13 protein-coding genes are annotated in these 12851 nt (G+C 62.8%); 9 read left to right on the forward strand and 4 right to left on the reverse strand.

The annotated features are described in order from the left end of the window. Window positions 1-188 precede the first annotated feature (188 nt). Complete coding sequence (locus HALRU_RS05035) at window positions 189-2087, forward strand: 2-oxoacid:acceptor oxidoreductase subunit alpha (RefSeq protein WP_015300323.1); 1899 nt, start codon at window positions 189-191, stop codon at window positions 2085-2087. Window positions 2088-2089: 2 nt separating this feature from the next. Further along, on the forward strand, window positions 2090-3025 hold the full coding sequence (locus tag HALRU_RS05040; RefSeq protein WP_015300324.1) for a thiamine pyrophosphate-dependent enzyme: 936 nt from the start codon (window positions 2090-2092) through the stop codon (window positions 3023-3025). 28 nt (window positions 3026-3053) lie between these two features. Here HALRU_RS05040 and HALRU_RS05045 read toward each other — a convergent pair whose 3' ends face one another. Next, entirely contained in the window at window positions 3054-3383 is a 330-nt protein-coding gene (locus HALRU_RS05045) for a hypothetical protein (RefSeq protein WP_015300325.1), read from the reverse strand. Window positions 3384-3559: 176 nt separating this feature from the next. Here HALRU_RS05045 and lrpA1 point away from each other — a divergent pair, with 176 nt between their 5' ends. From lrpA1 to HALRU_RS05070, 5 genes are all read left to right on the forward strand, one after another. Next, window positions 3560-3988: an HTH-type transcriptional regulator LrpA1 gene (gene lrpA1, locus HALRU_RS05050; protein WP_015300326.1), complete on the forward strand. Its 429-nt coding sequence runs from the start codon at window positions 3560-3562 to the stop codon at window positions 3986-3988. After that, the gene (locus tag HALRU_RS05055) at window positions 3985-4662 is read left to right on the forward strand and encodes a nitrous oxide reductase accessory protein NosL (RefSeq protein WP_148680446.1); all 678 of its coding nucleotides are present in this window, start codon (window positions 3985-3987) and stop codon (window positions 4660-4662) included. The genes lrpA1 and HALRU_RS05055 overlap by 4 nt, the downstream gene beginning before the upstream one ends. A 64-nt stretch (window positions 4663-4726) precedes the next feature. Continuing rightward, window positions 4727-5623, forward strand: coding sequence for a DMT family transporter (locus tag HALRU_RS05060; RefSeq protein ID WP_015300328.1), 897 nt, complete (start codon window positions 4727-4729; stop codon window positions 5621-5623). Window positions 5624-5909: 286 nt separating this feature from the next. Continuing rightward, window positions 5910-7145 (forward strand): eCIS core domain-containing protein, encoded by a 1236-nt coding sequence (locus tag HALRU_RS05065; protein WP_148680447.1) that lies wholly within the window; start codon window positions 5910-5912, stop codon window positions 7143-7145. Continuing rightward, the gene (locus HALRU_RS05070; protein ID WP_015300330.1) at window positions 7145-8065 is read left to right on the forward strand and encodes a hypothetical protein; all 921 of its coding nucleotides are present in this window, start codon (window positions 7145-7147) and stop codon (window positions 8063-8065) included. Before HALRU_RS05065 ends, HALRU_RS05070 begins: the two co-directional genes overlap by 1 nt. Before the next feature lie 88 nt (window positions 8066-8153). Here HALRU_RS05070 and HALRU_RS05075 read toward each other — a convergent pair whose 3' ends face one another. Next, on the reverse strand, window positions 8154-8507 hold the full coding sequence (locus HALRU_RS05075) for a winged helix-turn-helix domain-containing protein (protein ID WP_015300331.1): 354 nt from the start codon (window positions 8505-8507) through the stop codon (window positions 8154-8156). Between the two features lie 299 nt (window positions 8508-8806). Further along, the gene (locus HALRU_RS16100) at window positions 8807-8932 is read right to left on the reverse strand and encodes a hypothetical protein (protein ID WP_015300332.1); all 126 of its coding nucleotides are present in this window, start codon (window positions 8930-8932) and stop codon (window positions 8807-8809) included. Between the two features lie 141 nt (window positions 8933-9073). Here HALRU_RS16100 and HALRU_RS05080 point away from each other — a divergent pair, with 141 nt between their 5' ends. Beyond that, complete coding sequence (locus tag HALRU_RS05080; protein WP_015300333.1) at window positions 9074-10150, forward strand: ATP-NAD kinase family protein; 1077 nt, start codon at window positions 9074-9076, stop codon at window positions 10148-10150. 181 nt (window positions 10151-10331) lie between these two features. Here HALRU_RS05080 and HALRU_RS05085 read toward each other — a convergent pair whose 3' ends face one another. After that, window positions 10332-11570 (reverse strand): RNA-guided endonuclease InsQ/TnpB family protein, encoded by a 1239-nt coding sequence (locus HALRU_RS05085; RefSeq protein WP_015300334.1) that lies wholly within the window; start codon window positions 11568-11570, stop codon window positions 10332-10334. A 200-nt stretch (window positions 11571-11770) separates the two neighbouring features. Here HALRU_RS05085 and HALRU_RS05090 point away from each other — a divergent pair, with 200 nt between their 5' ends. Next, a complete protein-coding gene (locus HALRU_RS05090) occupies window positions 11771-12802 on the forward strand; it encodes a phosphate signaling complex PhoU family protein (protein ID WP_015300335.1) in 1032 nt (343 codons plus the stop codon). Window positions 12803-12851 lie beyond the last annotated feature (49 nt).

A 12851-nucleotide genomic window follows, 5' to 3' on the forward strand; every position in this document is an offset into this window, starting at 1 on the left:
CCGTCACCTCGAATTGGGCGCCACCGTCGCCGTCCGTATCTTTCCCCGTCCCCCACGATCGCTGAAAGTTCGTGGTGATTCTACATTCTTCACGATAAATGCATGGCAATCGATAGCAAAGGCTTTAGGCGGTCTGCGGCAAAATTCGCGCACGGACCAGCGGGGCTATCGGTCCCAGTTTCATACACATGACTACCGACGAACTCATCTGGCGGATCGCAGGCGGTTCCGGCGACGGGATCGACTCGACGAGCCAGAACTTTGCGAAGGCCCTGATGCGCTCGGGCCTCGACGTCTTCACGCACCGCCACTATCCGTCGCGGATTCGTGGTGGCCACACGTACGTCGAGATCCGGGCGGCGGGCCACGACGTACAGTCACGTGGCGACGGCTACAACTTCCTGCTCGCGCTGGGCGACTCGTTCGCGCGCAACCCGCAGGACGAGGCCTACTACGGCAACGAGGAACTGAAGCCACTGTCGGAGAACTTGGACGACTTGAACGAAGGCGGGATCATCGTCTACGACGAGGGGCTGCTCGACGAGGACGATGTCGCCGAACTCGACCTGGAGGCGCGGGCCGAGGAGAACGGCTGGCACGTCTACCCCGTCGACCTTCGCGACCTCGCGAAAGAACACGGTCGCGAGGTCATGCGCAACACCGCGGGTGTCGGCGTCACTGCCGGCCTGATCGGGATGGACCTCGCCCACATCGAGGACCTGATGGAAGACGCCATGTCCGGCGACGTGCTGGAGGCCAACCTCCAGATCCTGCAGGAAGCCTACGAGATGGTCGACGAGTTCGACACGTCCCACGACCTCACGGTCCCCGAAGGGAGCCACGAGACCGAACAGGCGCTCCTCTCGGGCTCGAACGCCATCGCCTACGGTGCCATCGACGCCGGCTGTCGCTTCATCTCCGGCTACCCGATGACGCCGTGGACGGACGTCTTCACTATTCTCAGCCAGAACTTCCCCGACATGGGCGGCGTCGCCGAACAGGTCGAAGACGAGATCGCGGCGGCTGCACTCGCCGTCGGTGCGAGCCACGCGGGCGCGAAAGCGATGTCCGGCTCCTCGGGCGGCGGTTTCGCGCTGATGTCCGAACCGCTCGGGCTCGCGGAGATGACCGAGACGCCGATCGTCCTGCTCGAAGCGATGCGAGCGGGCCCCTCGACGGGGATGCCGACGAAACCCGAACAGGGCGACTTAGAGCACGTGCTCTACACGAGCCAGGGCGACTCCTCGCGCGTCGTCTTCGCCCCCGGCAACGTCGAGGAGGCCTACGAGCAGACCCGCACCGCCTTCGAGATCGCCTACGACTACCAGATCCCGACGATCATCGTTTACGACCAGAAGCTCTCGGGCGAAAACACCAACGTCGACGTCGAGTTCTTCGATCGCGAACCCGCGCCGGACCTCGGGTCGACGCTGACCGAGGACGAACTCAAAGAGGCCGCCCACGACGCCTCCGGCAAGTTCGAGCGCTTCGGCTACGACGACAACGAGCGCGGTGTCAGTCAGCGTTCGATCCCCGGCCAGCAGGGCGGACGCTACCTGGCGACGGGTAACGAGCACTCGCCGGTCGGTCACATCAGCGAGGACCCTGACAACCGCGTGCTCCAGATGGAGCGCCGCCTCGAGAAACTCGAGTACATCCGCGAGGACCTGGACGACGGCGAGACGAACCAGACGTCCGTCGGTCCCGACGAGGCCGACTACGGTCTCATCACCTGGGGCTCGAGCCAGGGTGCCGTCTTCGAGGCCGTCTCCCGACTGAACGACGAGGGCCACTCGGTCAAGGCGATCGGTGTCTCCGACATGATGCCGCTGGCCGAGAACGAACTCGTCGAGTTCATCGAGAGCGTCGACGAGGCGATGGTCGTCGAGATGAACGCGACCGCACAGTTCCGCGGGCTGATCCAGAAGGAGCTCGGCCGCTACGGCGAGAAGCTCACCAGCCTGCTGAAGTACAACGGGAACCCGTTCGAGCCCGCCGAGATCGTCGAGAGCTACGAGATCCGCCTCGACGGCGGCGCGGCAGAACCCAGTGCACAGGTCCGGATCGAACCGGCCGCAGGTGACTAACAATGAGTGCGTTCAACGCAATCGGCGACGACCGCGAGATCGACCGTGACGAGTACACCCCGAGCGTCGAACCCCAGCCCACGTGGTGTCCCGGCTGTGGTGACTTCAGCGTCCTGAAGGCGCTGAAGCAGGCGCTCCCGGAGGTCGGCAGAAACCCTGAGGAAGTCCTCTGTGTGACGGGGATCGGCTGTTCGGGCAAGCTGAACAGCTACCTCGACTCCTACGGCTTCCACACGATTCACGGCCGCTCGCTGCCGGTCGCTCGCGCGGCGAAGCTGGCCAACCCCGGCCTCGAAGTGATCGCCGCCGGCGGTGACGGTGACGGCTACGGAATCGGGGGCAACCACTTCATCCACTCTGCCCGCGAGAACCACGACATGACCTACATCGTGTTCAACAACGAGGTCTTCGGCCTGACGAAGGGCCAGACTTCGCCCACGAGCCCGAAAGGTCACAAGTCGAAGACCCAGCCCTCGGGCAGCGCCAAGGATCCGCTCCGACCGCTCTCGATGAGTCTCACCGCGGGTTCGAGCTACGTCGCCCGCACCGCCGCAGTGAACCCGAACCAGGCCAAGGAGATCCTCGTCGAGGCCATGGAACACGACGGCTTTGCCCACGTGGACTTCCTCACCCAGTGTCCGACCTGGAACAAGGACGCCCGTCAGTACGTGCCCTACGTCGACGTCCAGGAATCCGACGACTACGACTTCGACATCACCGACCGGCGCGAGGCCGCCGAGATGATGTACGAGACCGAGAGCGCCCTCTACGAGGGTGAGGTGCTCACCGGTCGCTACTACGTCGACGAGGACCGCCCGTCCTACCAGGAAGAAAAGCACGCACTCGGCGAACTCCCCGACGAACCGGTCGCCGAACGCTACTTCGACGACGACGCCGAGTGGGAGCGCAGCTACGACCTGCTCGAGCGACACACGTAACCTCGCCCGTTTTTCTTCGTCGCCGTGTTCACTCGTGGGATTGCGTCGGCGACCAGCCCCTGGCGAAGAGCCTGGTGAACCAGCTCCCGACCAGCAAGAGTACGAGTAGTAGTCCGAGAGCCGTCGGGTCGAACCCGGCGATCATCTCGCGGAGCCCGTGCCCGACGGTCACGCTGCCCATGAGCAGGGCCACCGCACCGACGCGTCTCCCGGCGACGGCTCGATCGACGGTGCCCGATTCCTCAAAATCGGCGTGGAGGTCGACGCGGTCTCGGAACGCGATGAGATAGCCGAGGCCGAGCATGCAGACCCCGCCCAGGGCCCAGACGCCGCCACTCAGCCAGTGAAACTCGACCATTGTGGTGACTCCGTGGGTGCGAGAAATACGTCTTGCGTTGCTCCCCGGATGGGTCGATTTCGTTCGTGCCCCGACCCCGACTGGAAGTCACGGGGGTGAACCGTCAGGATCACGAACGTGTGCACGACGGTTTTCGATACAAAAGATATTTTTCCGCTGGCGCAAATTTTCCTCCTATGAGTACCCAGTCGACCCGGGACCGTATCCTCTCCGTCCTGGAGTCGGACGCGCAAGCTTCCTACGCCGATATCGCGGAGCAGGCCGACGTCTCGAAACCCACAGTCAGAAAGTACATCGACGAACTGGAATCCGAAGGGGTGATCGTCGGTTACTCGGCCGATCTCGATCCGAAGAAACTCTCGAACCAGCTCATCTCGCTCGTGGGAATGGACGTCGAGAGCGAATCGTACATCGAGGCGACGCAGGCGCTGAAGGAGATGGACGTCGTCGAGAGTCTCTACAGCTGTACGGGCGATCACATGCTCCTCGCGGAGGTCCGTGCTCCAGACGGTGACGAACTCGGCTCGATCATCAACGAGCAGCTCCTCGCGGTCGACGGCATCTCGGCAGCCCACCCGTGCTTCCTGCAGGAGCGACTGAAATGAACGCGCGTGACGGGGACCGCCGCAGTGGAGCCAGTCGGCCGGTCGCCCGTTCGACGACGCGTCGACGTGTTCTCGCGGCTGCGGGTGTCGGTGGTGTCTCGCTCGTCGCCGGGTGTATGGGGGACGAAGAAGAGCCAGACGGACCCGACGACCCGTCGTCCGACGGGTCGGACGTCCCCTACAGCGCAGCCGCGAACGCCATCGACGACCACCCGGTCGACGAACCGGTCATGTTCACCCGATCACACCAGTGTCCCGTCTGTGGGATGGGACCGGCAGATTACGCCGGATGGGCCTGTCAACTCGCTCACGCTGACGGAACCGGCCTGTTCTTCGAGTCGCCGGGGTGTCTCCTCGCGTACGTCGTCGTTCCGCGTGCCCATCCGACCGACGCACCGATCGAGCGCACCTGGTTCGTCGATTACGCCGAAACCGAACTGTTCGATGCCGCCGACGGCTACCTCGTCGCGGAGACCGAACTGGAGAATCAGCACGGGCCGATGAGCGGGAGCCCGGTTCCGTTCGCGACGCGTGAGCGCGCGGTCGCGTACGTCGATGACGCGGATCACCTGGGCGAGGACGCGATCATCACCATGGACGACGTGGATTTCGAACTCGCCGACTTCTATCGGGGCAATCGGATGCCCGACACCCCGACCGCTACGGACGACTGAACTTGCTCACGAAGCGACTGCCGCGGTCGAAAGGAATTGGGTCCTGGCCCGGCTGGGAACGAACGTGCTCTCGTCGACGGACCGTTGCGTCACGCCGCTGGCTGCCCTCGCGGTCGCCGTGTTCGCGGCGAGTACGAGCGCGATTCTCGTTCGCTGGAGTGGCGCTCCGTCGACGGTCGCCGCGTTCTACCGCGTGCTCTTTACGACACTGCTAGTGGCGCCGATCGCCGTCTGGTTCCATCGCGAAGAGTTCGCCCTCCTCTCACGGCGCGACCTCGGCTTCGCCACGCTTGCCGGTGTCGCGCTTGCGATTCACTTCGGAACGTGGTTCGAGAGTCTGAATCACACGAGTGTGGCGGCGAGCGTGACGCTCGTTCAGTTGCAACCGGTCTTCGTGGCCATCGGCGCGGGGCTCGTCCTCGGCGAGCGGATCACCCGGCGGACGGTCGGGGCTATCGGCGTGGCGATCGCCGGGGCCGCGGTCATGTCGTTCGGCGACGCCGGGCGGGCGCCGCTCGCTGATTCGTCAGCGTTCGGTAACGCCCTCGCACTCGTCGGGGCGATGACGCTGGCCGGGTACGTCCTCGCCGGGCGGTCGATCCGTCAGCGCGTCTCGCTCTTTCCGTACGTCACCGTGGTCTACGCCGCGTGTGCGATCACCCTGTTCGCCGTCGTCGGCGTCCAGGGCCACGACTACGTGGCCTATTCACCCACCGAGTGGCTGCTCTTTCTCGCGATGGCGCTCGTCCCGGGTATTCTGGGTCACACGCTGATCAACTGGACGCTCGAACACGTCGAATCGGTCGTCGTCAGCGTCGCCTGGCTGGGCGAACCGCTCGGCGCGACGCTGCTCGCCCTCGGTCTCCTTGGCGAGGTACCGGACGCGATCACGCTCGTCGGCGGGGTGATCGTCCTCGGGGGTATTTTCGCCACTACTCGGACTCGGGGACGCGGTTCGTAACGTGTTCGCTTTTGTGGACGTGTCCAGACCGTTGCTGTATCTTACCCCTGAACTGGTCGACAACTCCGTTGCGTAGTCCGAGTCGGTAGCACTCGAACCGTCGTCTGGATAGGAAACCCGTCTCCGTTTCCCGAATTGCGTTTAATCCGCCAGGGAAGGCAATACCAATCACGAAAGCAGTCCATGGAAACAACTATATTATACAAAATTGAAGTGACCACATATGATGGCTCTAAGCGATCGTCGTCGATCGAGAAGCCCCCAGAGGCGGACGGAGGACGGCTAAATGGGACGGAAGAGAAAACGTCGAAGACAGCACAAGGACGGCGAGCGGCGGTCACGTGAGCGGGACGATCGCCGCAAAGAAAGTGGTGAGGACGACCAGCAAGTGTTCACTCCCATGGGAATGCCCGATGCGCCGATTCCCGACGCGCCCATTCCGGACGCGACGCCGCCCGATGCCACGCCGTCGGTCGGCTTGCCGGCGATGGAGAACGTGAATCCGATCCCGCAGACAGACCGGGTGTCGATGGCCAGTCGCGGCTACGGCCACGAGGCACAGGAGCACATCATGCGCGCGACGGAGGGGACGGAGACGAATCCGCACGACGTCCCCGATCCGGTGCTGGACGTGCTCGCAATTGGCACTGGGAAGTCGCTCGACGCTTCGCTCCAGCGGGCGCTCGAAGCGCGGATGGATGCCGACTTCTCGAACGTCCAGGTTCACACCGGGCCGGAGGCGGCGAAAGCTACAGATGCGATTGACGCGCGGGCGTTCACTTGCGGCAACGCGATCGTGTTCAACGATGGCGAGTACGATCCCGAGAGCGCGGAGGGACAGTATCTCTTAGCGCACGAGTTGGCTCACGTCAAACAGCAGACGGGCGCGGCGATCTCGATGATGCCGCAGTCGGACGCCGATCTTGAGATCGATCCGGATCCGCAGCTAGAGCGTGAAGCGGATCGGGCGGCCGAAGAAGCGCTGTCCGGAGAGGAACCGCTGATCGTGAACCGGCTGGGAACCGACGTCCATATCCAGCGGAAGGACTGGAACGCCGGTCTCGCGAACGCCGAGCGACTCTCGACGGCCGAGGGCCCTGGCCCCGTCGGCGGGACAGTCGACGATCTGACCACCAAGACCTACCGGCTGACGCAGGACGAGCTCGTCGACCTCGTCGAATCGGTCGACGCACCTGACGAACTCCCGGCCTACGTCGAGGCGAACGATATCGACGTCTCCAGCCGCCTGCAGGACACGATGGGCGGCGGCTTCAAGGGCGCGACGTCGGGTTGGAAGGCCGGTTCGATGGCGGGCTCGCTCGCCGGTCCCGCCGGGGCACTGGCGGGTGGCCTCGCGGCGATGCCGGTCGGCTACTTCATCGCCCAGCAGTACGGGAACGGAACGGCCGACACAATACAGAAGCGCCTTCGGTCACTACTCGGACTCACTACCGAACAGGAGTTCGAGAACGAGCAGGAGAAACAGGACAAGAGTGTTTGGTTCAGCAGCCTGAGGGGATAATGAACGCGAATATCATTGGTCAGGACGATACTGGAGTAGGACTTGTTCTCTCCGATAATGAGAACAGAGAGCATGAACTAGGGATCGATGGTGAAGGAGACATCATTCACCATCAGGTGGATGGGATACCTAATGACCCGTCTACTAGAACACAAACTGAAAAGGAGCAGTTCTCCCAAGCCCGTCGCTACGCGAAATACTACGTGGCTCAGGAGACCGAGTACGACACGATCCCGTGGAACCTGAACCCCAAGCGGTTCGAGACCGTCCGCGAGGCACTGGCCGACCTCACCGTCGACGAACTTGACGACTCCTTCGGCGACCTGTTCGCCCAGAGTCTGAGTCACTACGCGGACGATCCCGACGTCGACACGGGTGGCATCGAGCGCCCCTACGAGCTTCCAGCGGACAAGATCGGTCCCGAGGGCGCCGTACTGTACGAACAGGAGCTCTACCTCGACGATGAAGGTGCAATCGAAGGGGTCTCGGGCGTCATCGTCGAGTACTACGTCGCGAAGGGCGAGCGGACGACCGTTCGTCACGACGAAGCGCCGGTTCCTGATCGCGACCCGGACGCCCGCGTCGAGATTTCCCCCGCCCCGTTCGTCGACCTGAAACCCTTCCGGGACTATCTCGTCTACAATCTGCGCTGTCAGATCCGCGATTGCTACGTCGGGATGGGCCTCGAACCGCCGGCCGAGTACAAAGTCCTCGGTCCTGGTCAGTATCGCTTCACGGGCAAGTACCAGCACTTCGAGTGCTACCTGGCGTACTTCGACGTCGACGCGGACATTCCCGGCTACAGCCACGAGTTCGCGCCGGAGCTGCCGATTTCGGACGCCGAACTCGGTGGGTTGGTGGACCCGGGAAGCGAGCGTTCGCTGTACAGTCAGCTCAAAGGCGCGCTGTTCAGCCGGTAGGGCTCGAACGGGGTTCAGCTGGCGAATTGCGGTGTTGATCGAGGGATCGGTCGCCGTTTCCGTCTCCGCATCTGATTCCGTCGGCGACTCACTCCAGCCGCTGGTCCTGGAGCCGATTCTTCGCTTCCGTGCGTCGTTTCTCCGTAAATCTGGGGGAGTCGTCGCTGAAGTCGATCTCGACTTCGTCGATCGTCCGGCGGTAGATGTTCGTCCGCCGGCCCTCCTCGGAGAGCTGACGGCCCTCGCGTTCTAACAGCCCGGCCTCGACGAGGTCCTCGATGCGTCGATAACAGGTCGCGATCGGTATCTCGATGTCGTCGCTGAGTGTCTGTGCAGATTTCGGTGTTCCCGCCGCACACAAGATTTCCGCGCTATATTTGCTCCCGAGGGCGCCGAGAACCGTCCCGGGGTCCGGCTTCCCTGCCTGGGGACTCTGTGACATCCTACTGCACGATAGCAAATTATCAGAGTTGAATCTTGTGGTTGTCGATACTATCACCGATTACTGATAGTCTGGATTGGGTGAAATGGGAGGAGTACCTCAGTTTCTGAACAGGGGGAGGCGGATTCGTCGGTACGTCTCGAAGCGATCGGCGCCCGGGTGCGGATTCGCTGTCCCGACTATCTGGAGGATTCACCAATCCCCGTCCGCACGACACATCACCCAACGCGCCTACGGGGACAGCCCGCCGTCCACGGGTCCCGTCGTCGCCCGTCACCAGTTCGTCCTGTTGGTGTCGCTCACCGGTAGACGTAGGCGAGCCAGATCCCTGTCACGACCAGACTGAGTGCGAGGACGCCCCAGCCCACGGCGTCGATCGGGAGGTCGGATCCGGTCTCGAGGACGATCTGCGAGTGTTCGAACATACCCGGTACTGTTGGTGCCGGCCCCTTAACCGTTCAGATCTTCGCGACGGTCGGTCTTCGTCGCGCCGATGTGGCGTCCCGTCTCCGCTGATCGCCGCCGGAGCCGCGTGTCTTTTGCCGATGCCGGTCCAACCCAGTTGCATGACAACACTGGGGTTCGTCGCGAACCCGATCGCGGGGATGGGTGGGCGAGTCGGGTTGAAGGGGACCGACGGGATGCTCGCGGAGGCTCGCGACCGAGGAGCCGAGCCGCGGGCACCCGAGCGGGCCCGCGAGGCCATCGAGGCGTACGTTCAGCGCGACCCGGACGCGGCGATTTTCACTGCGGGGTCACCGATGGGTGCGGACGCCGTTCGTGACGCCGGTGTCGAACCGACCGTCGTGTACGAACCGCCGGAGACACTGTCCGAGACGAGTGCCAGCGATACCCGCGAGACGGTCAGTGCACTTCTCGACCACGACGTGGACCTCGTTCTGTTCGTCGGCGGCGACGGGACTGCCGTCGACGTCGCTTCCGTCCTCGAAGAGCGAGACGCCGAAACCCCGATGCTGGGTGTCCCAGCCGGCGTGAAGATCTACTCCGCGGTGTTCGGGGTCACGCCGGCGGACGCTGGCCGCGTCGCCGCGACGTACGACGACGTCGCGGCTCGCGAGGTGAACGACATCGACGAAGCCGCCTATCGGGAGGGAACGGTCCAGACCGAACTCAAGGCCGTCGTTCCCGTGCCCGTGACGCGAGGGGTCCAGTCTGGCAAACAACTCGCGAGCGGGAGCACCGAGACGCTCGCCGCCGGATTCGCCCGCGAGATCGATCCGGAGCGGACGTACGTCTTCGGCCCTGGCGGTACCGTCGGCGCGATTCAGGAGGAGCTGGGTGCTGACGCCTCTCCACTCGGGGTCGACGTCTGGCGCGACGGGGAGATCCTCGCACGCGACGCCGCCGAAGCGGACATCCTCGAGACGATGACCGATCCGACGACCGTCGTCGTCTCGCCGATCGGCGGTCAAGGCTTCGTCTTCGGGCGCGGCAATCACCAGCTCTCGCCCGCCGTCCTGCGGCGGGCCGACGACATCGAGGTGGTCGCGTCGGGGGCGAAACTCGACGGGATCGACGTCCTCCGGGTCGACACGGACGATGCGACGCTCGACGAGTCGCTCCGCGGCTGGATGGACGTTCGAACCGGACGGTTCACCACGCGAATGGTCAAAGTGGTCTGAGCGGTCGGTTTCCTGGATCGATCGATAGCTGTCTCTCGCCGATTCCGCGGTACGCTGGGGAGCGCGTCGGGTCCGATGGAACACCCCTAGGGATGCAGTACTTTTCGCTCGTGTTTGACATCCTCCTCCGGCTTCAGCCGGAGGAATCCCGAGCGTTGGGATATTAGGGTTTACAGTCTCCCTATTCTCTCGGTGTGAACCGTCCGCTCTCGCGGTCGAACAGGAAGCCTCCGGGCTGTGCCAACCAGCCGTTACTCATATCTCCCGTCGGGGGACTCTGAGTTATCCTTCTGCGAATGTTCACCGCACCGTTCACATCTGCGTTCATCGTCGTTTCGCACGAAGAACAGACGTACAGACCACGCTCCACACGGTTGCTATCACGAACCTGTCCACAACACGAACACGTCTTGCTCGTGTTCTCTTCGTCCATACGGTAAACAAGGATACCGTGTTCTTCGGCCTTGTATTCGAGCAAATTTGTGAAGCGGTTAAACTCCCACCCGTGGAGTTTCTTGTTCCCCGACGCACCCCAGTTCCGAGGCTCGCCGTCTTTGTCTTCACGGATGTCGCTGAGGTCGCCAACCGCTATCTTTCCCACACCTTCCTTGACACACCGTTGCACGATGTGATTGCTGAGGGTATGGAGGAAATGGTTTTTACGTCGGGAAAGTTTCTGTCGAGCCTTCAACGCACGCTTGGACGGCCCGTTTTCACCTTCGGTCTGGTACTCGTCGCGGGTGAAGTAGTGCTTGTCCTCTTTCAACACGTTTCCCGGATACAGCTCACTCGCACCATCTTCGTAGTCGATGGCGAGATAGTTACTGATCCCGAGATCGATACCCGCCGTCTTATCGCCGGGTGCGTCTTCGACTGGAATTCCTTTCTTGCAGACGATGTGGAGTTCCCACTCGTCGCCATTCCAGACGGCACGCACCTGCTGGATGTTCTCGACGTCTACGTCGGGGCGGGTTTCGTACTCCGCGAGGATGAAGTCTGACCGACCTTCTTTCAGGTTGAAGCCTTTCGAGAGGCGGAGTTGGCCGTGTTTGTCGTCGTGTTTGATGCCTTTCTGTTTCCACGTGACGGTGGAGCGCGGGTGTCGGTCGCCACGTTTCCTGTAGCCCGGTGGGTTGTTGCCGTCGTCGGAGTTGTACCAACCAGTGAACGCTTCAGCAAGTTCTTCGAGAACTCGCTGACTTGACTGAGAATGTAAGTCATTGTAGCATTCGTGGTCTTTCAACGCTGATTTCAGCTCGGCTTCATCGGGTATCTCACCGTCTTCATCCCACCGGTCTTGGATGTAGTAGCGTCCGACGTTCCACAGTTTCGAGGCGGAGAACCCACACTGGTCGAGGTCGTCACGAACCTGTCCGTGGTTCGTGATGCAGGCGACGTAGGTGCGGGTTGTATCCAGCATTAACTGTGTTAATAACTCGTAATGGAATTTTGAGTATTAAAGGCTATGTTTGGCGTGAAATATCTGGGCCAGTCGGTATCGGTTGAACGGGTCACTGAGTGGTGGCGCGTATTCACGGCCTAAAGGCCGTGGTATTGCGCCCGTCCAGTGTATAAGGCACTATAGATAGGATTAAACACACCCTCGTGCAACCCCCTCCTATGAAGACGCGAAAGGTCCAGCGACTCGGACCGTCCACGCTCGCGATGACGCTGCCCGCGGAGTGGGCGAGCGCACAGGACGTCGAGAAGGGTGACGAGGTGTCGCTGCGGATGGGGTCGAATGGAACGCTGACGGTACTACCGGAGTCGGCCCACGCCGAGGAGACGGAAGCGGTAGTTCACTCCGACGAACTCGATGCCAACGCCGTCGAGCGGGCCATCGTCGCACAGTACGCCCTCGGTCGGCGTGTGATCCACGTCGAACGCGAGGACGGGGCGCTCGACTCGGACATCATCAACGCGGTCTATCGCGCGGAGACGCAACTGATGGGGCTCGGGGTCATCGAAGAGACGCCCGAGAGCATCGCCATCCGGTGTTCCGTCGATCCGGCGGATTTCACGCTCGATAACTTGCTCACCCGGCTCGAACGCACCGGCCGGACGATGCGTGGCGAGGCGATCAAAGCACTCGCCCACGGGAACCCGGATCTCGCAGAGCGTGCGCTCAACCGCGAACGCCAGGCGAACAAGATCTTCGTGCTCATTCTCCGGCTCATCTTCAGCGCACACGGCAACCCGGCGGTCGCACAGGCCGTCGGCCTCGACGGCGGCGTCTCGTTGATCGGCTACCGATCCATCGCGAAGAACCTCGAACTCACGGCCGACAACGCAGAAGACATCGCCGACATCGTCATGGAAACCGACGGCCACACGTTGGACGTCGAAAACGCCGTCATGGCCGACGTCCGAGCGTTGAACGACGAGGTCGACGAGATCACGACCCTGGCCGTGGAAGCTGCCGTGAATCGCGAGTACGATCTCGCGATCGACGCCCGGACGAGTTTTGGCGAGATCTCCGCCCACGAACGCGAGATCCTGACGTCGTTACCCGAGATGCCGAACGAGGACCTCCTCCAGATCAGGGAAGTCCTCGTCAGTCTGGAGCAGACGGCCCAGTACGCCGTCAGAAATGCAGAAATCGCGGCGAACCTGTCCCTGAACGAGGAATCGGCCCATACGACGATCTCCTGAGGCCTTCCGGCGATCGACGCCGCTCTTTCGGTCGGCCCGTCGGCGGTCG

Origin of the sequence: Halovivax ruber XH-70, from assembly GCF_000328525.1 — an archaeon.
GTDB classification, from domain to species: domain Archaea; phylum Halobacteriota; class Halobacteria; order Halobacteriales; family Natrialbaceae; genus Halovivax; species Halovivax ruber.